Raw genomic sequence first — 21,899 nt, 5'->3', positions numbered from 1 at the left:
TAGATGATTATCGGTAAGTCAACAAACCCAACTGATTTTGCGCGCTACTTTTTGGAGCCTTCCAACTCTACCCATCGTCAGTATGAGGCACTCCGAGCATACTTCGTCGATGGGCTTGGCAACAAGGAAGCCGCGCAACGCTTTGGTTTCTCTGAAGGGAGTTTTCGCGTACTCGTCCATCATTTCAGACAAAATCCGGAAAGGCAATTTTTCCTGCCGCCGGGTAAGGGGCAACAAAGTGCTCCTGGGGCGGGCCCCGTGCGCGAACCGGTCATTGCACCACGAACGCAAAACCTGTCTATCTATGATAATAGCCGCACGCTGAAGACCATGAGCCACAGCCTCAACCCTATCAGTGTATCGAAGATGATCAAACAAGAGGGCTTCGCCCGCCTGCCACGCAGGATAGCTGGTGAAAGGCCCCAAAGGCCCCAACCGATCCATGCTGAGCCCGCCGATGTCAGAATGTTGGATCTGAGCCCCAGGACGTTTTACACCAAGTTCGGTGGCTTGTTCCTCTTTATGCCACTTCTCGCACGCATTCCGCTCGACCGTATTGTGAAAGAGATTGATTTCCCAAGTTCGATCATGATCCCAGCTGGACATGCCATGCGCTCTTTACTGGCCTTAAAACTTTTCGGCTCGGCACGCCATAGGCATGTCATGAGCTATGTCCTCGACGAAGGCCTTGCCTTGTTCACTGGGCTCAATATCATACCCAAGCGGGCCTTCTTGACAGAGTATAGTTGTCGTGTTGACCCGCAGACCATTCCCAAGCTGATGACCCGGTGGTTCGATGCTGTTGCTGCAATTGGTATGGAGCAGGGGGCTTCTTTCGATCTCGATTTTCGTACCATCCCGTTTCACGGCGAAGAAGCTTTTACGGGAATACACAATGTTTCAAAGCGTAGCCGACGCCAAAAAGGCATCCTTGCATTCGTTGCGCAAGATGCTTCAAGATGCATATTCTGCTATGCCAATGGCGAGGTCCGCAGAGACACACGGAACGACGAAATCATCAGATTTGTTGAATATTGGATTGACCGTACAGGAAGACAACCCGAGGAGCTCATCTTTGATAGTAAACTGACGACCTATCGCAATCTAAATCATCTCAATCAACATAGTATTAAGTTCATCACACTAAGGCGTCGATCTTGTAAAATGCTGCAAGATGTCTCTATGTTGCCTATTGCAGCATGGAAGAAAATCGAAATTGAAGGCGTATCTAGAATATACAAAAATCCACGTATTTTAGATAGCTCTGCAGAGCTGAAGCACTATAATGGACATATCCGTCAGATCGTAATCACTGGCTCAGGTTATGAAAATCCGACATTCCTCTTAACTAATTATTTGAAAAAATCTCCATCAAGACTCATTGAGCGTTATATTCAAAGAATGATTACAGAAAACAATATTGACGATGGTATTGATTTCTTTCATGTGGACGCTCTGTCTTCTGCGGTGGCTATGAAAATGGATTTAGATCTCCAACTGACGCTTATGGCGAGCAGCCTCTATCGACTTTTTGCACAACAGATTGGCCAGGGATATGAAAAATCCGGTTCATCCGACTAAAGCGTACTTTGCCTCGTGCAGGGCCATGATTTTGAGTTTGAAGAAATCCATGTCCCTGAACCCATATGCCTGTTTCTGTAGGGTTTTGATTTTGTTGTTTGTACCCTCGAGCGGACCGGTTGAAATCGGATAGTCGTAGTAGGCCAATATTCCGCTTTGGTGGAGAAGCAGGGAGTTGGCCATGCGGATGAGGATGGCGATGCCCGATGCTCTTGCCCTGCTGGCCCAGCTGGCCAGGAACGCTTTAGCGGTCTGTTTGTCGCGCTGCTTCCAGAGTTGACGGAGTTCCTCCTTCATATAGTAGGCCGTTGCGAGGGGCTGATTCAACTCAAGGGCTTCACGGAGCCTTCGCGGTTCATCCCGCGCAGCATCGAGATTTTCAGGGTTCTTCAGGAGCAGCCACCGGGTTCCCTTGATGACCCGCTTTTGAAGGACGTCATGGACCTCGTGAAACCATTTCCGACGCAGATCCGACAGCTTGTCGTTGAACATCTTGATGATATGGAAGTGATCGAAGACGATCTTTGCCTCTGGCAAATGAGCCGAGACAGCTTGAATGTAGGCCGGAGACATGTCCATGGCAACCGCTCGGATCCTTGCGCCCGTGGCGCGGAGCCGCTTCCAGAAAGGTTCGAGCGCCTCGGCCCCTTTGCCCTCTCCGATGAAAACCACTGCCCCGCTCCTGAGGTCGAGAACGACCGTCAAATACCGATGACCTTTGCCGATGCTGATCTCGTCGATGGCGATCAGCTTCAGCCCGCGGAGCTTTGGCCGGGAAAAACGGCGTTTCAAATAGCGTTTCTGGATGTCTTTGATTACATCCCAGCTGACGCCCAGGTGCCGGGCCGTGTCCCGGATCGTCATCTTTCGCGACAGGTCGAGGGCATAACGTTCAAAGGCCCGCGTGTAACTTCTGCGTGGGTCCGCAAACCCCAGATTGACTTGCCGGACAAGCCCACAGGCAAGGCAATGCACCCGCTGCACAGCGAGCTTGAACCAAACCGGTTTTCGGCCGATGGGCAAAGACCGGAAAAGACGTGTGACCGTGCCCCGGCGGATTACTCCCTGACCTCCACACGAGGAGCATCTCAGTTCGAATGGTTTCGGTCGCAGGGTGAAAATCACAGCCCCTTCCTGGTATTTTGTTCTGACGTAGTCATAGCCTTTGACGTTGAACCCATGGTACAAAAGACTCGTGGACATGATCGGTTTCCTCCTTCTTGGCGAATTGGCGTTCACCAGAAAGGAAACCGTCATCGTCCACTTTTTTCAACCCTCAAGTACGCAAAAACCGGATGAACCAAAAATCCCAATTCCATCATATTTTTAGAGACTTTATCGATGCTATTGCAGAAGTTTCCCTCCGCAAAAGCGAAATATTTGTGCGTTTTCAAAAACGGGCCCTGCATCATATGCTCATCGCGGCAGGTTTTCAGAATGTCGATTTGAAAATCCCTTGGCTTGGGGATAAAAGACTCCGCTTTCAATTTGGATAGCTGCTTTTTGCCATATGATGTTAACGCAAACATCTAACCTAGGGATATAGCGGAGGTATCTTGCGTATTCACCGCAGGGAGGATCTCTCGGCCATCCACTTGCGTGGGCTTTTCCGAATCAGCTAAGAAGTTTTGCCGGTGGTGATTCACATGTGCCTATAGTGATCCAGATAACGTTCTTATGGGCGGATTTGGGTTTGACGAAAGTGGCGACAATTGCCGTTTAGGGCACATGAGCGACACGGACATCGGGATGGGGAAAAAGGCCTCTTTGAGGAAGCACGATGCAGAACCTATTTGCGTTATCAAGGGTTAGTGAAGTAGGATGGTGGAGACCAGATAGGTCTAAAAGGTTTAAATTTTGCTGTTTTCTCACACGATTATCTGTCATTCATCTACTCAGGTACTAATCCAAGATTGAGTAGCTTGCCCAGTCAAAACAACTTCGGCGGGCGGGGCGGTCAAGTGTTTATTGCGAAGCAGAGGGAGTTTCATGACAGATGGGTGAGGAATTTCTGGGAATTGTTACACGCAATGGCGACGACGGAACCACGGTTCTGGGAGACGGTCGCCGGGTGAGCAAGGCCGACCCGCGAGTTGCAGCCTTGGGAAACGTAGATGAGCTCAATTCTGTTATCGGTATGTTAATCGCAGTCAGCGCCCCCGGGGATGAATTGGGGATAAGCGCTTTGCTGGCGGGGATTCAACAAGATCTGTTCTGTCTTGGGGCCGAACTGAGCCTTTATCGCTCTACGCTGTTGAAGGTCGAGAGGCTTGCAGCGCTCGAAACATGGCTTGAGGCGGCAAATGCGAGGTTGCCAAGACTAAAGGAGTTCATCTACCCGGGTGGCACAGTGGCTGGCAGTCAGGCACATGTTTGCCGAACGGTCTGTCGTCGTGCGGAGCGCGCTGTAGTCGAGCTTGGCCAAATCGAAGCTGTGAGCAATACGGCGCGGCAGTACTTGAATCGGCTATCGGATCTTTTCTTCGTTATGGCGCGTGTGATGAACCGAGGGAGAGAAGAGGCGAAATTTTAATAAATGCCTTTTGAGGGAACAAAGAGTCGGTTCCGTCAGTTTCTATTATCGAGTGGAAAGCTTTAAAATGCGGTTAGTTTCCAGATAGGCTAAAAAGTCTGATATTTAAGTGCGTTGAAATCGAAGGGATAGAGAAAACATATGACAGAGCGAGATGAGTTTAAGGAGTTGGATAAGAGTCTTCGACGGGAAAAGATCATAGATACCGCTATTGAAATATTTCACCGGCTAGGATATCGGGCAGCCACACTGGATAATGTAGCCAGCGAGTTGGGCCTCACAAGATCGGCACTGTATCACTATTTCCGCAGCAAAGAACAGTTGTTGTCGTCTATCTATTTGAAGGCATTGGACCGCTTCTTCGCACGGGCCTATGAGATAAGTGAGTCAGAGTTGAGCACACATGAGAAGTTATGCTCTTTCATAAGGCACCATCTGAAACACATCCATGAGAACCTCTCGTTATATGGGGTGTTTTTTTCGGAAGAGGCTGAGTTGTCGGATGAGGATGCTCGTCGGATCCGCGAGGCAAAGAGAGTTTATACAAAAGCAATTGAGCAGGTACTTAAACAGGGAATGTTGGAAGGGGTTTATCGCCGTGCTTCCCCGCAGCTTTTGGTGGCCGCGATTCTCGGGATGGTCAACTGGACTTACAAGTGGTACAAGCCCGGTCGGATTGGACAAGGCTGCGAAGAAATCACCGATGAGTTCATCGCATTCATGGAAAAAGGCATTCTTGCGGACGATGGCTGTGAGGGTGGGCGTGACAAGCAGAAACGGAAAGAGGCGATGCGTCTTATCTTTGGTGAACTGAAGGAAGGTAGCGAGAAATTAAATAGGTTGATCAGCGAGCTGAAGGCGATCCTCCACTGTTGAGGAAAGGTGCTGGTGAAAAAAGGATTTAATTGAGGATTAAAGTGCTGAGTGATATCTGTGAGCCTTTGTTATTAGCAGCTTCTATGACTTGGTGAAGATTTTGCTGCAGGCCTCAGACAGCCTTGGTCGGTCAGCGTATAGCCTTGTGAACTTTCGAGCCGGGTAAAAGACCTGCGAAAAAGGGCAGTCGACAATGTTTTCAAGGGCGTGATCGATGCTTGCCGGTTAATTACAACCTCGATTCTCCCATATCGTTACCCGATTATTCGAAGAGCGAGAAATTGAGAACACGAGCAGTGTCAGCGAAACTGTGTCAGTTCGGAGTCGGAAAATGGAAGTAAGAAAAATCACTGTGTTGGGCACGGGTGCAATGGGTGCAGGGATTGCTCAAGTCTGTGCCCAGTCTGGATTTCGGGTCTGCGTGTATGACGCGGACCCGGTTCAGTTGCGGACTGCAACTTCTAACATCGCGAAGTTCATCAACAAAGGCGCCGAAAAGGGAGAGCGTACTGCAGCGGAGGCAGCGGAGGCCATCGCACGGGTGAGCACGTCTTCAAGCATGGGCGAGGCGGTGCGCGATTGCGACTTGCTGATCGAGGCTGTCCCCGAGGACATGGGTTTGAAGAAAAGGATCTTTCGGGAGTTGAACGCGATCTGTCCTGGCCGCACCATTTTAGCGTCGAACACGTCTTCGCTTTGCGTCACGGAAATGGCCGTGGCGTCGGGAAGGCCGGGGAAGTTCGTTGGCATGCACTTTTTCAATCCAGTGCCCATCATGCGCCTTGTGGAAGTGATCGCAGGAGCGGATACCTCCAAAGATACGGTACAGACGGCGCTCAATCTGTCGGAAGCGCTCAAAAAGACGCCGGTATTGGTGCAGGACTGGCCGAATTTCATCGTGAACAGAGTGTCGCGGCCTTGGTACTACGAAGCCCAGTTCATGTTAATGGAGGGTGTGCCAGCTCAGGATGTGGACGCCGCCATTCGCACCGGTGCGGGGATGCGCATGGGTCCGCTCGAGTTGACGGATATGATAGGCTTGGGTCCTCATCTGGCGTCTTCCGAGACAGCCTTTCGGGAATGGGGAGACCCCAAATGGCGCCCCGTACCGATTGTGAAGAAGCTTTTCAGGTCTGGACATCTTGGCCGCAGGACGGGCAAAGGGTTTTACCTGTATGCCGACGGAAAGCAACAGCCGCGTGTAGCATCAGCCGACTATAGTGCTTTAGAACCATTTCCGATACAGTCCGTGGCGGTGATCGGTGATGGGGATAGAGCCTCTGCGTTGGCAGAGAAACTGAGTGTGGGAGGGTACGACGTTTCGCATTATGCGCTTCTGCCCAGCCTGGACAAAGAAGTCCGCAGCGCGCAAATGGTTATCGAAGCGGTCGAAAGCCCGGAGCATAAGGTTGGCGACGACCTGTTCAGGCGATTGGGCGATGTATGCTCGCCCAGGGCTGTCCTTGTCTCAACGTCGACCTTCTTTTCTCCGGGAGAATTGGGGGCTGTGGCTGGCAGGCCAGAGACGACCATTACGATTCATGAACCTATGCCGTTTATGAACAATCGGTTTTTCGAGATCAGCAAGGGGCTGGATACGGGTGATCGGACGGTGGCAACGGCCCTTGCAGTAGCCGAGCGTCTCGGGTATTCCTCGGTTGTCATGGACGAGAGTCCTTGTCAGATCGTTTATAGATCGATCGTGCCGATGATAAACGAAGCTGCTTTTTCCCTCTTCCAGGGGCTGGCTTCGGCCAAGGATATTGATACGGCAATGAAGCTGGGGCTCAATCATCCCCTGGGGCCGCTGGAATGGGGCGACAAGCTGGGCATCGACACAGTCCTGGCTGTCATGGAGCATTTGCAGAAAGAATTTGCAGACCCGCGATATCGGCCATGCATGCTCATCAAGAGAATGGTTCGATCCGGGCGCCTAGGTGAGAAAACAGGGCAAGGCTTTTACAGGTATTAGACGGGGATATCCCAGCGTCAGTGCCCCCTTGGGATGGGTCAACAACAGGTGATTTTTCGCCAAAGTCGAATAAATTGCTTGTAATGCCCTGATTGCTGGCTAGCCTCGTTCTTTGGATGAGGATGGAAAAGAGTTTGGCAAAATTTTTCTTCCAAAATTGATTCGACTGAAAAATGGCGACAATTGATTTTTTTGATCGCGGTTGTTGCATCAACCCGAACGGCGATTATTTGGTCTTTGGTGATCAACGCATCACATATCGGGAAGCGCAGAAATTCACCCATCGTGTGGCCAACGGACTGCTGGCACTGGGTTGTACGAAAGAATCCAAGGCTGCCGTGTGGGCTCTCAACGATCCGGTTGGCTGGTTATGCACCCTTTCAATATGGCGTGCAGGCATGAGTTGGGTGCCGATCAATCCTCGCAACTCATTAGAGGATAACCGTTATGTGCTCGACACTTTCGATTGCGAGGTGCTCTTCTTTCAGTCTTCCCTCACGCCGCAGATCAGCGCTTTACGTCCGAAACTGCCGAAGGTGCGCCACCTCATATGCATAGACGGTGAGGCTTTCGACGCTTTTGGACTTAAATCATGGGTGGATAGCCAACCGGAAGGCCTATGTGAGGTTCTTCCGGGCATGGAAGACATTTGTGCTATAATGCCTACCGGTGGCACCACGGGCAGACCGAAGGGGGCGATGTATACTCACCGCAATGTGCAGACGATCGTCGCCAATTGGCTGTCGGCTTTGGCTTATCCTTCCGATGTGTGGCCAGTTAATCTGGCGGCTGCACCGCTCACTCATACCGCTGGAATATTTTCCCTTATGGCTACTCTTCGTGGTGGTACGGTGGTGATACTGCCTCGTCCAGAGTCTGGAATGCTGCTGGACGCCATCGAACTACATCGTATCACCGAGCTTTTCCTGCCGCCGACAGTGATTTACAATCTGGTCGATCTGCCCGGTATCTCCGACCGTGATTTTACATCGATCCGTTATCTCATGTACGGTGCTGCTCCGATGTCGACGGCAAAACTGCGGCGTGCGCTGAAAATCTTCGGGCCAGTGATGATCCAGGCCTTTGGCCAGACTGAGGCGCGCACCATGAGTTGCCTGCATCCGGAAGAGCATTTCGTGCTGGGCAAGATTGCCCCGGACGAGAGACTGACTTCCTGCGGCCGGCCTTTTCCTTTCACCCGCGTATCAATCCGCGATGAGACTAACCGGGTGCTCACGGATGGGCAGGTGGGTGAAATTTGCGTTATGGGCGACACAGTCATGAAAGGCTACTATCAAGCGGCGGACAAGACTTTAGAAACAATTGTCGGCGGCTGGTTGCATACCGGGGATGTTGGTTATATAGACCCCGAAGGTCGCCTGCACGTTACCGACCGCAAGAAAGATATGATTATCAGCGGCGGTTTTAATGTGTTTTCTTCCGAAGTTGAGGGCGTGATTAACAGTCATCCGGCGGTACGGGAATGCGCCGTGATCGGCATACCGGATGAAAAGTGGGGAGAGGCTGTCAACGCAGTGGTCGAGCTGCGTCCTGGCATGTCGGTCAGCGCGGAAGAAATTATATCGCTGTGCAAGGAAAAGCTCGGCAGCGTGAAGACGCCAAAATCGGTTGACTTCGTAGATGAACTGCCGCGTAACGCGGTCGGCAAGGTATTAAAACGAGAATTGCGTGCAAAGCGTTGGGTTGGCAGGAAACGACAGATCAATTGAGACTGAAATTTAATGTGCCTGACTGAACCAGATAGGGGGTCAGAAAGGGTCCTGACGTTCATATTAAACAAAATAAAATGCTAGAAAATATATAATGTATATGAATATTGATATGGATAGATAGAAATTATATCTAGAGCGAGATTTTTTGCATTCAAAGCACACCAAATGGATTGAATGGGAATTGGTGAAGTGGACGTAGCGAAAATCTGCGAAATTATGGGGCCATTATTCGGTGCAATTGCGTCCGATGCTGTGGCGGTGATGGCGACGCTGGATCTGCCTCATGACGCTGATATTCTCGATGTCGGGACGGGAGAGGGATATTTTGCCATTTTCCTGGCCGCAAACGGTTATCATGTTTTGACTGGCGAGCCGGAATCTGATTCCTCGCGCTATGCAGGTAAGAAGTGGCAAGAAGTCGCTGAGAAGCTCGGGGTACAGGATAAAATTAAATATGAATTTTTTACCGCTGAGAAAATGCCATTTCAAGAGAAGTCCTTCAACGCTGTTTTTTTCTTTGGAGTGCTGCATCACATTAATGTAAATCTCAGAAAGGATGCTTTCCGCGAAGCTGTGCGCGTGGCAAAGGATAAGGGAGTCGTGGTTTTTTTTGAACCTAAAAGGGAAACGCTTGAAAAAGTCTGGGTGAAGGATCCAGAGCATCCGGATGCTGCTTGCCCGGAGCATTATGCATCGGGGCTCGAAATAACTGAAACAAGAATGACCGGGTCGCTTATGGACGTTTTTATTTTTAGGAGGAGCTGATATGCCTGGATCTCCGTCAGCGCCACCAGGAGTACAAGCGGAGCAGAAGAAGAAAGCGCCTGTGGGAAAAATTCCAAGCAGACCAGATTATACGGCTAACCGGCGTGATTTTTGGAATGCCTGTCAGAAATGCCACTTTTAGTATATTGACTCTACAAGTAAGCATCATCTTAGAATCGCATGGCAGAACTGCACTCTGCAGCATTACAACAACACAGGCAGATCCGGACGGAAACGGATTGTGAAGGGCGATAGGTTTATCGATTGCATCCGGCTTAGGGAAATCGGGTTTTTGGAAACAATAGCAATAGCCGAAAATTGAATCGAATGTCCTCCTTCAGTCCGTTTTTGACAGAAATATCTCGGCCGATGGAAAGCATCAACTGAGTGCGTTTATTAGTAAACGTCGCCCCAGTTAATATCCACTTGTTTGTTCCTATCCTGTCGTTCTGAGGAATGCCATCTATTGACGTCATGCCACCACTCGTCCTCGAAAATCCGAGGGCAAAAGTGGTTGTCGGAGTATAGTGCCAATTAAAATATCCTAAAAACTGATACAATGGATTTTGCGCTTTAATTGCATTTTCCGCATTGGCCTCCTTATTTTTGCCAAACCACATGGCGTCAGCAGTTGCTTCAAGGCTGAAATGCTTGCCAATGCCATAGACTGCGCCGACCTGCAGATCGGTTTTAAAACGGTTTTCGCCGAGGTTCAACGCCTGGTATTTGTCGTAGCTGCCGATTGGCAGTATCAGATAGGGTGATATTCCCAGATAAATTCGCTGGGTGGGCTTATTTACGATCCAGATCGGGGCGGTAAGCAAGAGGTCGCCTATTCCGGTGGCTTCGCCAAGCGCAGCTAGATTCCCATCCGTCTCAAGTTTTCCGAATGGCAAAACGAAATTCGGATTCACGACGTAGCCGGCTAATGTGATGGGGTAGGCAAAACGAAGCATGGTCACATCGGAGGTCAGGACAGCATTGTCCGATACCTTGTCGCCATTCTTATATAAATGTTTTCGGGTCGCGTGTTGCTGGTAGATCAGACCGAGGCTGACGTTTGGTGTGGGCGCGAACCAATCCCCTGAATCCCAATCAATGGCATAGGCCGAATGGGCACCGGCGATGCAAAGTATCGCAAAGAGCAACATGGTGGCATTCAGGCCCTTGGCGATGTCCATGAATCCTCTTTGGTTTCAGAATAATTTTTAGCTGAAGGTTGCCGGAAAAAGGGCGAATCTCCACGTGAGTTATTGCTCACAGCGTAAAAACATTTCAGGTGTCAATAACCTTGGCACCTGCCGACGGTGCGGATATCCCCGGCGATCACCTTCTCGACGACCTCGTTCATCGGGTTCAGGCCTCCCTCGGGGTGACGTGGTCCCTCACCCATTGGACGATCTGGTCGAGCGGCGTGCCGGGCGTGAAGATCTCCCTGATCCCCGCGGTCTTCATCCTCGGGATGTCGTCTTCCGGGATGATCCCGCCCCCGACGACGATGATGTCGTCGACCCCGCTCTCTTTCAGAAGCTCCACCACGCGTGGAAAAAGATAGCGATGGGCCCCTGCGAGGCTCGAAAGCCCGATCATGTCCACATCCTCCTGGATGGCGGCCTCCACGATCTCTTCAGGGCTCTGATGAAGGCCGCTGTACACCACCTCGAAACCGGCGTCGCGATAGGCCCTCGCAATGATCCGCGCCCCCCGGTCGTGACCGTCAAGCCCCGGCTTCGCCACCATGACCCGAACCCTTCTGCCGCCTGTCATCTTCTCCTCCTCACGCTAACCTTGGAGCCAAACCGCTGTAAACGCACATCGCGATCTTCAGGGGGCCGCCGAACGCCCGGACCGACGGGCCCCCACCCCTTCAACCCGCTCCATCCAGCAGCCCGAAGGCTGCGGCCCGGGCCCCAAAAAGTCCAACCAGGCCATCTTCAGCAAACCGCCCTCTTCCGCCGAAGGACACAACCCGATCGAGGTCAGCCCCTCCCGTCGCTGCGAGATCGGAGCAGCGGTGCTTCGCCGGCCTCTGCCTCAGTAGATCCCCGGATCCCGGTAGGTGCCAAACACCGAGCGGTACACGTCGCAGACCTCCTGCAGGGTGGCCTGCGCCTTGACGGCCGCGATCACCGGTTCCATCACGTTCTTCTCGGCGGCGCACGCCTCGCCCACCCGTTCGAGGCACTCCGCCACCCTGGCCGCATCGCGCAGCGACTTGACGCGGTCGAGTTTTTCGATCTGGAGCCGCTCGAGCTCTTCGTCGAGTTCCAGGATCTCCACCGGGATATCCTCGTCGGTGACGTACTTGTTGACCCCCACCACGGTCTTCTGGCCGGCGTCGATCTGCCGCTGGTAATGATAGGCCGCATCGGCGATCTCCTGCTGCGGGTAATTGCGCTCGATCGCCGCGAGCATGCCCCCCATGTCGTCGATCTTCTGGATGATCTCGAAAGCGTCCTGCTCCATCTTGTCCGTGAGCGCCTCCACGAAATAGGAGCCGCCGAGCGGATCGATCGTGTTGGCCACCCCGGATTCCTCCGCGATGATCTGCTGGGTCCGGAGCGCGATCGTGGCCGCCTCCTCGGTGGGGATCGCGAGGACCTCGTCGAGCGAATTGGTGTGCAGCGACTGAGTCCCCCCCAGGACAGCCGCCAGCGCCTCGAGCGCCGTCCGGACGACATTGTTGTAAGGCTGCTGGGCCGTCAGCGAGCAGCCGGCCGTCTGGGTGTGGAACCGCAGCCACCAGGAGCGCGGATTCTGCGCCTTGAAGCGCTCGCGCATGATCTTGCCCCACATCCGCCGGGCCGCCCGGAACTTGGCGACCTCTTCGAAGAAATCCAGATGGGAGTTGAAGAAAAAGGAGAAGCGCGGCGCGAACGAATCGACCGGCAGGCCGCGTTTCACGGCCTCTTCGGTGTAGGCGATCCCGTCGGCCAGGGTGAAGGCCAACTCCTGCACCGCTGTCGAGCCCGCCTCCCGGATGTGGTAGCCGCTGATGCTGATCGTGTTCCAGCGCGGGACCTCCCGGGTTCCGAACTCCACGGTGTCGGTCACCAGCCGCACGGAGGGCCGCGGCGGGCACATGAAGGTCTTCTGGGCGATGAATTCCTTCAGCATGTCGTTCTGGATCGTCCCCCCGATCATCTCGCGCGGTATCCCGCGCTTTTCGGCCATCGCGATATACATGGCCCAGATGACGGAGGCGGGCGGGTTGATGGTCATGGAGGTGGTGATCTGATCGATCGGCAGACCTTCGAAGAGGTCTTCCATGTCCTTCAGGGTGTCGATGGCGACCCCGCAGCGCCCGCATTCACCGCGGGCCTTGGGGGCGTCGGAGTCGTAGCCCATGAGGGTCGGCATGTCGAAGGCCGTCGACAGGCCGGTCTGGCCGGCGTTGACCAGCAGGTGGAACCGGCGGTTGGTGTCCCTGGCCGTGCCCAACCCGGCGAACATGCGCATCGTCCAGAGGCGTCCGCGGTACATGGACGGCTGCACGCCGCGGGTGAACGGGTACTCGCCCGGGAAACCCAGGGCTCCCATATACCGCTGATCCCGGACATCGAGCGGCGTATAGATGCGGTCGATCTCGACATCCGACACGGTAGAGAACCGCTCCAGCCTCTCGCCGTGCTCCCTGAAGATCTTTCCCAGCTCTTTCCGCCAGCGCTCTTCAGCCTTCTCGATGTCCCTGAACACCTTCGGGTTGAAGGTCGTAGACATACGGCACCCTCCTATTTGGACCGATGACCCCGTCGAACCAGCCGGCGGATCGACGATAATTGACTCGGCGCCTGGAACCCGGCATGCCCGAGAAAAAGCGCGGGACAGCGGCCGGTCTTCGGCGGCCGATCCCTATACCCTTGAAGGGGCCGCTCCCTCCCTGGAAGGAGCGCCCCTACTTGCCTTTGAGGAGGTTCCGGGCCACCACCAGGCGCATGATCTCGTTGGTCCCTTCGTAGATCTGACAGATCTTGGCGTCCCGCATGTGCCGCTCCATGGGGTATTCCCGGGAATAGCCATAGCCGCCCAGGATCTGGATCCCCTCGATCGAGGCGCGCATCGCCGCGTCCGAAGCGAACATCTTGGCCATGGCGGCCTCTTTTTCATAGGGCATGTGATGGTCTTCGAGCCAGGCCGCCCGCAGGGTCAAGAGCTCCGCGGCATCCAGCTCGGTCGCCATGTCGGCCAGCTTCCACTGGATCGCCTGGAAGGTCGAGATGGGTTTGTTGAATTGCTCACGCGTCTTGGAGTATGCGAGCGCCTCCTCCAGCACCGCCCGCCCGATGCCCAGGGCCTGGGAGGCGATCCCGATGCGGCCGCCGTCCAGGGTGCTCAACATCTGCTTGAACCCCTCGCCTTCATGGCCGAGCAGGGCGTCGGCAGGCACGCGGGCATCCTCGAAGACCAGTTCGGCCGTGCCGGAGGCGAGGATGCCGAGCTTTTCCTCAACCCGCCCCACCTTGAAGCCGGGCGTGTTTTCGAGATCGGCCACGAAGGTGCTGATGCCCTTGTATCCCTTGCCCTTGTCGGTCACGGCGGCGAGCACGCAATAGGAGGCCACATTCCCGTTGGTGATGAACTTCTTCTCGCCGTTGATGATCCAGTGATCGCCGTCCCTGACGGCCGTCGTGCGCATCGCGGACGGGTCGGAGCCGGCCCCGGCCTCGGTCAGCCCGTAGCAGCCGAGCTTCGCCCCCGAGGCGCAGGGTTCCAGGTACTTCTTCTTCTGTTCGTGGGTCCCGTAAGCCATCACCGGGAAGCAGTAAAGCGAGTTGTTGACCGACATGATCACGCCGGTCGATGCGCAGGCCTTCGACACCTCGATCAGGGCCAGCACGTAGCTCACGTAATCCATCCCGCCGCCGCCGTACTCCTCGGGCACAGCGATGCCGAGCATCTTCAGCTCGCCCAACTCCCGGACGATCGCGGCCGGGTGGGCATGGGTCGCATCCAGTTCGGCGGCCTTCGGTTTGATCTCCGCTTCAGCGAAGCGGCGCGCCATTTCACGGACCATCTGCTGTTCTTCAGTCAGTGCAAAATCCATAACTGGCTCCTTAACCCCTTCGAAAAAAAGATAAATGTACCAAGATTCTCCCGGCGGGAAATCATGCTGAACTTTTCTATCGTGCGGAGCTTTCGGGCCGAGAAAACCGGCCCAATATATAAGTATGTCAGAGTGATTGCCGCCAAGGCGAATTTCTTGAGGCGGACCAACGGTTTAAAACCCATTTTCTTCGCGTTTTCTACGGACATGATCAAGCTTGGCGTAGCCCTCATCGTCGATGCTTGAAGCATTCCCCACCTTAAACGCCTTCCAGGGGGGGACGAGCACGAGGCGCGTTGACAGTAAGGGCGCCATGAAATTCCCCTTTCCCTTGTGCGAGGGCTGACCCAGAAGGGCGTGGACATCAGGGGATGAGCACAGGAGATATGTGCCTGACGCATCGGACAGATTAACTGTTGCATAAACCAAAGCTAAAATTCGCACTTCCGAGCTTAGTTGTCAAAGGTTTTTTAATGGTTTTGCGCGGCAAATAAGCTTTTTGGCTTAGGCGATATCGAAAAGGGATTTTCCTCTGCTTCCCGCCTTGCCAGTCATGAGCAGGAATTGGCGTGGTGAAGGAAATTCTATTTTTTCCGCTTTTCCGGGGTTTTTGTTGGCGCCATTCCAAAGACAAAAAATTTGGGAATGAGATCCTCGAGAGCGGAAATAAAAAATTTTGCGTAATATTGATGAAATCAATATATTGCATTTGTGCAGCGTAATGGTCGCCGCCCAAGCAAATTTGGAGTGGCACTCAGAGCACAAAAACTCCTTCCAGAAAGTAATTTTGTTGGCAGTTCATCTATCCCGATTCCCTATATTTGGCATTCGTGCTATATTGAGATTTATGAATAAACCGCATGCTTTATCGTCCCCGGATCTGATTCTCAGCAATGGAAAGTTCCTGACCTGTGACCCTCTTATGCCGATAGCAGCAGAGGTGGAAGTACGGGACGGTAAAATACTGCGTGTCCGCAATAGAATAGCGGAAGCACAGAAATCGGAAGACGTCCCTCCCAAGATTTTGGATCTTAAAGGAAAGGTTGTAGTTCCTGGCTTTGTGGATCCGCATCTTCATTTTTTCTCTCTTGCGGAGAGTTTTGTAACTCTCAATCTGGAGCCACGCAACAATATCAGCTCTATTGCTCATATCAAGGAGAGAATCCATGAACGAAGCCAAAACGCAAAACCTGGGGAGTGGATCAGGGGGAGAGGATATAATGAGTTTTATCTCGAAGAAAGGCGCCATCCGAACCGGTGGGACCTCGATGATGTTGCGCCCAGCCATCCTGTGAAGATCGCGCACCGCACAGGGCATGCCCACGTGCTCAACAGTCTGGGACTTGAACGAGTTGGTATTTCAATCTGTACGTCTGATCCTTCCGGTGGAATAATTGACCGGGATATAAATACAGGGGAGCCCACAGGGTTGCTGTACGAAATGGGGAGGTTTCTGTCCGAACGTATATCCCCCTTGACTGTGGAGGAATTCGAGCCAGGAGCGAGGAGGGCCTCGCAGGAATTGCTTTCACAGGGGATCACTTCCATGCAGGATGCTTCGACTTTGAATGATTTTTCGCGCTGGGAGTCCTTTCGCGTTCTGAAGAAAAGAGGCCTCATCAGCCCCGACCTTTGCATGATGCTAGGAATTGAATCTTTTAACACATTGGATGTTCAGGATTTTCGAGCAAATTTTGATTCGGTGCGAATTCAAGGGATCAAGATCATCCTCGACGAAACCACTGGTAGACTGTATCCTTCTCCATCAGAACTGAATGATTCGGTCCTGCGGGTTCATCAAGCAGGGTTTCAGGTGGCGATTCATGCGGTAGAGGAGGGAGCGATCAAGTCTGCCTGCGACGCCATAGAAAATGCACTAAGGAAATATCCGAGATTAGATCACAGGCATCGCATAGAGCACTGCTCCGTGTGCCCGCCTGCCTTAGCAGGTAGGCTCTCCTCGTTGGGTATTCGCATTGTTACACAGCCTTCATTCGTTTATTACAATGGAGATCGCTATCTCGAGATGGTCCCAGCCAATCAATTGTCGCACCTTTACCCAATCGGAACTTTTTTACAGACCGGCATAAAGGTCGCTGCTGGTTCAGATGCTCCTATTGCGCCGCTTAATCCGATGATAGGAATATATTCGTCGATATCGAGAAAGTGTAAGAGTGGAAAAGTTATCAATGTTAAAGAGGGGATCAGTCCTCTAGAGGCTCTTAAAATGCATACTTCTCATGCAGCGGAAGTTCTTTTCGAAGAAGATCGAAAGGGTTCCATAACTCCGGGAAAGCTTGCTGACATGGTTGTGTTAAGCGGAGATCCTACAAACCTACCTGTTGAGCAGATAAAAGAAATCAGGGTAGATATGACAATCATTAGAGGCGATATTGTATGGACCCGTGATGTGATTATCCAATAACACCATTTTTTTCATAGGCGACAAGTTCATTGTGGGTTAGGCCAAGCAGTTGGCAAAAGACATAACGATTGTCTTCTCCTAAGGCAGGGGCCGGTTCCCAATTCATTCTGTGCTCTTCCGCGAAATTGATAGGTGTTCCGTCGGATGTTGTCTTACCCAATAATGGATGATTCAGGCTTACAAAGAAATTTCTGCTCAAGAGGTGGGAGTCATGGGCCAGATCCTCGGCATTCTGAACAACGCCGGCAGCGACACCGATCTCTTGAAAATATGCCACCAGTTCATCGGCCGGGTAATTAGATGTCCATTCCCCGATTAACGTATCCAATTCTTCTTTATGTTCCATTCTCTTGTATTGCGTAGAAAATCTGTTTTCCTTACACCACGTAGGGTTGCCAATGATATCGCAGAGTTTTTGCCACTCCATATCGCTGTACACTGCGACCACACACCACTTATCCACCCCTTGGCATCTGTAGCAGCCATAAGGGGCTGCGTTGGGATGGGACGAACGGTTGGCCTCGGGCAGGATTTCCTCGGTGTCGAGGAATGTCTTCATCAGCGATGGTCCCAGAAGCGCACACACGGCTTCGTATTCTGAAAGATCTATGTATAAGCCCTTGCCGGTTCTGTCCCGGTTATCCAGGGCGATTAAGACAGACAAGGCGCCGAAAAGGCCCGAGAGGATATCCGCGTGGGCATACCCCGGTCCTACAGGAAGATTCTTGTCATAAGAGGTCAGATAGGTCAGGCCGGCAAGCGACTGGATGGTAGGCCCGAAAGCGATATGATCCTTCCAAGGGCCTGTTTGCCCCATTCCCGACATGCTGAGCATGATGATGTCGGGTTTGGTTCGTCGGAGGTTTTCATACCCCAGGTCCCAGTTTTTCATGACACGAGGCGAAAAATTCTCGACCAACGCATCACTCATGGCTACTAACCGCAGGAGGAGCTGCCTCGCCTCCGGGTAGCTAAGATCGAGGGTAATGCTTTTTTTGTTTCGATTCCACGCCTTGAAGTATCCGCTTATGTTTGCCTCGGCACCGCGTGCAGTCTTTTTTGTCTGCACCTTGATGATCTCGGCACCAAAATCCCCCAATGTCCGTGTCGCATAGGGCCCGGCAAGTACTCTGGTCAAATCAAGGACCCTGATGCCTCTAAGGATTCCTTCTTTCACATTCACCTGCCTCAAATAACTCCCAGGCTGGACAGTTTTTCAATCTCTTCAAGAGACATACCAAGTTCATTGTGATAAATGTGAATGTTATGTTCACCAATCCGAGGTGCGCTTGCGTGTCGGATTCCGGAAACCCCGGAGATGCGTGCCGGAAATGCCGGACAAGTGATTTGGTATCCTGACTCAGTGTGGTCCATGGTATAAAAAAAATCCCGTGATGCGAGCTGATCACTTTCTATAACTTCTCTAGGAGAATAAACGGGTGCCCAAGGAAATCTCATTAGTTGACCGAGTTGGAACAGCTCTTTACAGGTATGGGTTCTTGTCCATTTTTCGAGAAGCACGATAAAATGCTCAAAATGTGCAAGCCGATACGCTTCATCACGATACTTCTCTTGCTTAAGGTCCGCTGCCATTCCCTCCGCGTCCATCCATTCCACCAAGGTCTCCCAGTTATCGAAGAGGGTCAACTGTAGAAACCCATCCTTACACGGCAAGATGTGGAAAAGATGATTCCAGTGTAGACTCCCCTGCCGGCGGGAGACGGCCTTTTCGGTGAAAAAACGTACAAGCACATGCTCTAGTGTTGCAGTCACCGCTTCCTGGAGAGAAATGTCGATGTGTTCTCCCCTCCGTTTCTCACGCCGCTTTCTAAGGGCGAGGATGATACTTATTGCCCCAAAAAGAGACGCAGCTAGGTAAGACTGGTCGCCGAAGTTCTTGAGAGGTTCCCTGTCCGCAAGGCCGGTGACGTACATCTGACCCCCAGAGGCCGCTGCCACCAGATCACAGCTCTTGTGGGATTTCTTAGGGCCACTCTGACCAAATCCAGTGACCGATGTCAGGATGAGGCCCTCATTTATTTGCCGCATGCATTGGAAACCGATACCCAAGCGGTCAAGATGCCCTGGTGAAAATGTTTCCACCACCACGTCACAACGTTTTATCAGTCTTTGAAAGATTGCTATTCCCTCGGCACATTCCAGGTCAAGGGTAATGCCGCGCTTGTTGATGTTGTTGTATAGGAAGGAAAGGCTCAGAGGATTTTCATTCGCCCTTTTTAGAAAAGGTCCTCTTTTTCGCGAAGGGTCCCCGCTGGGCTTCTCTATCTTAATGACTTGCGCACCCATTTCAGCCAGGAGTTTAGAACAAAAACTCGCCTTTTCGTCAGCAAGATCAAGAATTCTTACCTCCCTGAGAAGTTCCGGCGGTTGTCTTTCACCATTTATGGCTAGCTGTGACCTAGAGGGATTTTCCATAGGGCGGTTTGACTTGTGGCTTTCAAAAGCTCTTATCAGCTCGTTGCATCAGCGATCGGTTTTCTGATGATTTCTTCGGTTCTGCCAGATTTTCAGGAGGACCAGTTTGCAGATTTCTGGTGATTGCGATGGCCCGGCACATGGCCTTTCGGTCTCTATTTTCTGCTAATGGTTGATGTGTAATACTACATTCCTATTGATGTGAGCCTTTTCATAATTCGGATTTAGTTTGAGTGCTTGCTCATATTGCTCCTGAGCTCTTCTATGTTCACCCAAAAGGAATAACTCTGTGCCGAGACTCTCATAGATATCAGCTACCAGTTCCTTCTCTTTCCAGATGATTCTATTTGAATTCCCTAGATGTCCCTGATAATCGAATCCATCTGCAAAAATATTTTCCACGTCGGTTGTTCTGCCAGCGTATCGCAAGAGCGTGAATACGTGAGGGCCGTAGCCAAATGCATCTTCTAAATACACAGCCTCTGGTTTAATTCCTTCATACACCAAAAGACAATGATAAAACACTGTGAGGCCAAGACAGTTGGCTCTATATCCATTTTCTATATTCAACTCCGAGTCGATAACCTCGTGGAGTTTGTATGTGCCTTTTCGTTTGTATCGATGCGATCTTCGCGCCCAGAGCCAGTCAAAAAGCGCTCGCGCTTTCAATACGGGATCCTTTGATGCGGGTACGTGTAACTGAGATTCTTCGTGCAACCGCAGGAGTTTAGTTGTATACGTTAACATCAAGTTTTGTTTGACCCCTGAAGCTTTCAGGGCTTCTCGTTGAAATGTAAAGTCCACTACATGATCCGTATGCGGCGATGAAGAACAGCGCTCATGACCGGTTTTCCAAGAATGAAGAGACAAGGCTCAGAAAGGCTTTAGGGTTTTCCAGCGCCGGCATGTGCGTAGCCTCCAGGATTTCTCCCCAAGTGGCATTGGGCATAAGTTCCGACATCTCCTTTGCTTCCTCCCGCGAGACGAATGGGCTATCCCCACCCCTGACAACCAGGGTTGGGCAGGTCACATTCTTCAGAAAAGGGCGTAAATCCAGAACAATAAACCCCGATTTCGCGGCATCAAAGGTCATTTTTGGGTCATAACAACATACAAAGGTGCGCCGGCTCACCCGGCGGAATCCGAAACGTGCGATCCGCCTGCACTCGTCAATGTCAATGCGGGGAAAAAGTAGGCTGATGGCGGCCATGGCTTCATCCAGTGATTTCACTCTGTGAGGGAGATGGGCCACGATCTGGCGGAGAGAAAAGGAGGCGGTAGGATTGTTACCCAAACGTGCTTCGACGAGAATGAGCCGACTGACTGTATTAGGGGAGAGGGCGGCAAAGAAAAGGGCGTTTCGGCCACCCATGGAATGCCCCATAAGAATTAAGTCAGATAGCTTAAGTGTGTCGAAAAATGCTGTAATATCAATAAAATGATCGTCAAGCGCATATGAACCCCTAGGGCAAGGCTGGCTTTGACCGTGGCCTCTTTGGTCAAGGGCGATCACGTGATACCTGTCCATAAAAAAAAGTGCAACGTTGTCCCATAAATGGGCATGCCCCATCACGCCATGAAGCAACACCATGGGTTTACGGGTCTCATTGCCCCAATCAAGGTAGTGCATTTGCAAACCGTGAATAGGGAGGAAGTGGCTGGATGGTACTGAGTTCTTCATATTTCTAATCGACTTAAAAAACCAAATCCAAATCGGTAATTCTTCATAACTGCAGCGCAAACCATGCCATTTTGTTTTTTAGTAAAAATATTACTTTTTTTGCTGTTTCTCTAATTGGTATACTCTGTGATAAAGGCGCGAGGCGAGCTGCTTTTCAAGATCCAATCCTTGGGACAAGGTAAGACCCGATCCTCTCCTAACTGCCTCTTTGGCGTATCTCAAAGCCAAAGGGTCCAATGAGCAAATACTTTGGGTTATTTCTCGGACTCTTTCTTGAAGAAAGCTTTTTGAGACCACCTCGTTGACAAGGCCTAAACTCCAAGCCTCTTGCGCATCCACCCAGCGGTTTGTAAGCAACATCTGCATGGCCTTGGCTTGTCCTACAGTGCGCGGCAGCGTTTGAGTTCCTCCAGCACCGGGAATTATTCCCAACCCTACCTCAGGCAAGCCAAAACGCGCGTCATCTGCCGTAATCCTTATATCGCAGCAAAGGGCCATTTCAATACCGGAACCTAAGACATAGCCGTGAAGGGCGGCGACAGTGGGTTGAGGAATGTTCAGGAAAAGACCCCAGATATCTCTTTCCCAGCGTACTTTACGGGCTTCCACGGGGGATTCTGATGTGAGAAACTCGCTAAGGTCGGCCCCGGCGCAAAAGGCTTTTTCACCAGCGCCCTTGAAGAGCGCAACCAGCACCTCGGGGTCATCGCTGATGGCTCTTAATACCTGGGAAAGGTCGTCTCTCATCTGGATATTATATACATTCAGCATGTTCGGGCGGTTGAGGGTCACGCATGCTACTTGACCCTCCTTTTCATAGATGAGTGTTTCAAAACTGTTCATGGCTACCCGA

Annotated in this window: 18 protein-coding genes; 8 read left to right on the top strand and 10 right to left on the bottom strand. The window is 52.0% G+C overall.

Annotation, left to right across the window (positions count from 1 at the left end; all coding sequences use genetic code 11):
• Positions 1–3: 3 nt before the first annotated feature.
• Entirely contained in the window at positions 4–1,581 is a 1,578-nt protein-coding gene (locus tag ACZ500_RS16815; RefSeq protein WP_464228552.1) for a hypothetical protein, read from the top strand.
• Here the strand turns inward: ACZ500_RS16815 and ACZ500_RS16810 are convergent.
• The gene (locus tag ACZ500_RS16810) at positions 1,570–2,784 is read right to left on the bottom strand and encodes an ISL3 family transposase (protein WP_464228550.1); all 1,215 of its coding nucleotides are present in this window, start codon (positions 2,782–2,784) and stop codon (positions 1,570–1,572) included. The two genes, ACZ500_RS16815 and ACZ500_RS16810, sit on opposite strands and share 12 nt — an antisense overlap.
• A gap of 17 nt (positions 2,785–2,801) precedes the next feature.
• On the opposite strand from ACZ500_RS16810, the gene ACZ500_RS16805 reads away from it, so the two are divergent.
• The 6 genes from ACZ500_RS16805 to ACZ500_RS16780 all read left to right on the top strand — a co-directional run bounded on the left by ACZ500_RS16805 (position 2,802) and on the right by ACZ500_RS16780 (position 9,460).
• A complete protein-coding gene (locus ACZ500_RS16805) occupies positions 2,802–3,077 on the top strand; it encodes a hypothetical protein (RefSeq protein ID WP_464228549.1) in 276 nt (91 codons plus the stop codon).
• A gap of 500 nt (positions 3,078–3,577) precedes the next feature.
• Positions 3,578–4,114 carry a cob(I)yrinic acid a,c-diamide adenosyltransferase gene (locus ACZ500_RS16800; RefSeq protein WP_464228548.1) on the top strand — a complete coding sequence of 179 codons (537 nt, stop codon included), beginning with the start codon at positions 3,578–3,580 and terminating at the stop codon, positions 4,112–4,114.
• A 141-nt stretch (positions 4,115–4,255) separates the two neighbouring features.
• A complete protein-coding gene (locus ACZ500_RS16795; RefSeq protein ID WP_464228547.1) occupies positions 4,256–4,990 on the top strand; it encodes a TetR/AcrR family transcriptional regulator in 735 nt (244 codons plus the stop codon).
• 331 nt (positions 4,991–5,321) lie between these two features.
• On the top strand, positions 5,322–6,962 hold the full coding sequence (locus ACZ500_RS16790) for a 3-hydroxyacyl-CoA dehydrogenase NAD-binding domain-containing protein (RefSeq protein WP_464228545.1): 1,641 nt from the start codon (positions 5,322–5,324) through the stop codon (positions 6,960–6,962).
• Between the two features lie 173 nt (positions 6,963–7,135).
• The gene (locus ACZ500_RS16785; protein WP_464228544.1) at positions 7,136–8,692 is read left to right on the top strand and encodes an AMP-binding protein; all 1,557 of its coding nucleotides are present in this window, start codon (positions 7,136–7,138) and stop codon (positions 8,690–8,692) included.
• Between the two features lie 192 nt (positions 8,693–8,884).
• Entirely contained in the window at positions 8,885–9,460 is a 576-nt protein-coding gene (locus tag ACZ500_RS16780) for a class I SAM-dependent methyltransferase (protein ID WP_464228543.1), read from the top strand.
• 275 nt (positions 9,461–9,735) lie between these two features.
• On the opposite strand, the gene ACZ500_RS16775 is transcribed toward ACZ500_RS16780, so the two are convergent.
• The 4 genes from ACZ500_RS16775 to ACZ500_RS16760 form a co-directional block, all read right to left on the bottom strand.
• Positions 9,736–10,641, bottom strand: a complete 906-nt coding sequence (locus ACZ500_RS16775; RefSeq protein WP_464228541.1) for a transporter — start codon at positions 10,639–10,641, stop codon at positions 9,736–9,738.
• 175 nt (positions 10,642–10,816) lie between these two features.
• Positions 10,817–11,227 carry a cobalamin B12-binding domain-containing protein gene (locus ACZ500_RS16770; RefSeq protein WP_464228540.1) on the bottom strand — a complete coding sequence of 137 codons (411 nt, stop codon included), beginning with the start codon at positions 11,225–11,227 and terminating at the stop codon, positions 10,817–10,819.
• 267 nt (positions 11,228–11,494) lie between these two features.
• On the bottom strand, positions 11,495–13,180 hold the full coding sequence (locus tag ACZ500_RS16765) for an acyl-CoA mutase large subunit family protein (protein ID WP_464228539.1): 1,686 nt from the start codon (positions 13,178–13,180) through the stop codon (positions 11,495–11,497).
• A 175-nt stretch (positions 13,181–13,355) separates the two neighbouring features.
• Positions 13,356–14,504 (bottom strand): acyl-CoA dehydrogenase, encoded by a 1,149-nt coding sequence (locus ACZ500_RS16760; RefSeq protein WP_464228538.1) that lies wholly within the window; start codon positions 14,502–14,504, stop codon positions 13,356–13,358.
• A gap of 721 nt (positions 14,505–15,225) precedes the next feature.
• Between ACZ500_RS16760 and ACZ500_RS16755 the strand changes: the two genes are divergently transcribed.
• Positions 15,226–16,929, top strand: a complete 1,704-nt coding sequence (locus ACZ500_RS16755) for an amidohydrolase (RefSeq protein WP_464228536.1) — start codon at positions 15,226–15,228, stop codon at positions 16,927–16,929.
• Here the strand turns inward: ACZ500_RS16755 and ACZ500_RS16750 are convergent.
• From ACZ500_RS16750 to ACZ500_RS16730, 5 genes are all read right to left on the bottom strand, one after another.
• Positions 16,919–18,112 carry a CaiB/BaiF CoA transferase family protein gene (locus ACZ500_RS16750; protein WP_464228535.1) on the bottom strand — a complete coding sequence of 398 codons (1,194 nt, stop codon included), beginning with the start codon at positions 18,110–18,112 and terminating at the stop codon, positions 16,919–16,921. The two genes, ACZ500_RS16755 and ACZ500_RS16750, sit on opposite strands and share 11 nt — an antisense overlap.
• A 5-nt stretch (positions 18,113–18,117) precedes the next feature.
• Complete coding sequence (locus ACZ500_RS16745; protein ID WP_464228534.1) at positions 18,118–19,365, bottom strand: CaiB/BaiF CoA transferase family protein; 1,248 nt, start codon at positions 19,363–19,365, stop codon at positions 18,118–18,120.
• 165 nt (positions 19,366–19,530) lie between these two features.
• Positions 19,531–20,169, bottom strand: coding sequence for a hypothetical protein (locus ACZ500_RS16740; RefSeq protein WP_464228533.1), 639 nt, complete (start codon positions 20,167–20,169; stop codon positions 19,531–19,533).
• A 34-nt stretch (positions 20,170–20,203) separates the two neighbouring features.
• Entirely contained in the window at positions 20,204–21,046 is an 843-nt protein-coding gene (locus tag ACZ500_RS16735) for an alpha/beta fold hydrolase (protein ID WP_464228532.1), read from the bottom strand.
• 90 nt (positions 21,047–21,136) lie between these two features.
• On the bottom strand, positions 21,137–21,889 hold the full coding sequence (locus ACZ500_RS16730; protein WP_464228531.1) for an enoyl-CoA hydratase/isomerase family protein: 753 nt from the start codon (positions 21,887–21,889) through the stop codon (positions 21,137–21,139).
• Positions 21,890–21,899 lie beyond the last annotated feature (10 nt).

Source organism: Desulfatiglans parachlorophenolica (assembly GCF_055394735.1).
Note: the sequence above shows the minus strand (reverse complement) of the source record. Positions and strands in the feature narration are given on the sequence as shown.

Bases quoted from the DNA above. Each gene is read 5' to 3' on its own strand.
- ACZ500_RS16815 (WP_464228552.1), top strand. From the start codon at position 4: ATGATTATCGGTAAGTCAACAAACCCAACTGATTTTGCGCGCTACTTT.
- ACZ500_RS16810 (WP_464228550.1), bottom strand. From the start codon at position 2,784: ATGTCCACGAGTCTTTTGTACCATGGGTTCAACGTCAAAGGCTATGAC.
- ACZ500_RS16800 (WP_464228548.1), top strand. From the start codon at position 3,578: ATGGGTGAGGAATTTCTGGGAATTGTTACACGCAATGGCGACGACGGA.
- ACZ500_RS16795 (WP_464228547.1), top strand. From the start codon at position 4,256: ATGACAGAGCGAGATGAGTTTAAGGAGTTGGATAAGAGTCTTCGACGG.
- ACZ500_RS16790 (WP_464228545.1), top strand. From the start codon at position 5,322: ATGGAAGTAAGAAAAATCACTGTGTTGGGCACGGGTGCAATGGGTGCA.
- ACZ500_RS16785 (WP_464228544.1), top strand. From the start codon at position 7,136: ATGGCGACAATTGATTTTTTTGATCGCGGTTGTTGCATCAACCCGAAC.
- ACZ500_RS16775 (WP_464228541.1), bottom strand. From the start codon at position 10,641: ATGGACATCGCCAAGGGCCTGAATGCCACCATGTTGCTCTTTGCGATA.
- ACZ500_RS16770 (WP_464228540.1), bottom strand. From the start codon at position 11,227: ATGACAGGCGGCAGAAGGGTTCGGGTCATGGTGGCGAAGCCGGGGCTT.
- ACZ500_RS16765 (WP_464228539.1), bottom strand. From the start codon at position 13,180: ATGTCTACGACCTTCAACCCGAAGGTGTTCAGGGACATCGAGAAGGCT.
- ACZ500_RS16760 (WP_464228538.1), bottom strand. From the start codon at position 14,504: ATGGATTTTGCACTGACTGAAGAACAGCAGATGGTCCGTGAAATGGCG.
- ACZ500_RS16755 (WP_464228536.1), top strand. From the start codon at position 15,226: ATGGTCGCCGCCCAAGCAAATTTGGAGTGGCACTCAGAGCACAAAAAC.
- ACZ500_RS16745 (WP_464228534.1), bottom strand. From the start codon at position 19,365: ATGGAAAATCCCTCTAGGTCACAGCTAGCCATAAATGGTGAAAGACAA.
- ACZ500_RS16735 (WP_464228532.1), bottom strand. From the start codon at position 21,046: ATGAAGAACTCAGTACCATCCAGCCACTTCCTCCCTATTCACGGTTTG.
- ACZ500_RS16730 (WP_464228531.1), bottom strand. From the start codon at position 21,889: ATGAACAGTTTTGAAACACTCATCTATGAAAAGGAGGGTCAAGTAGCA.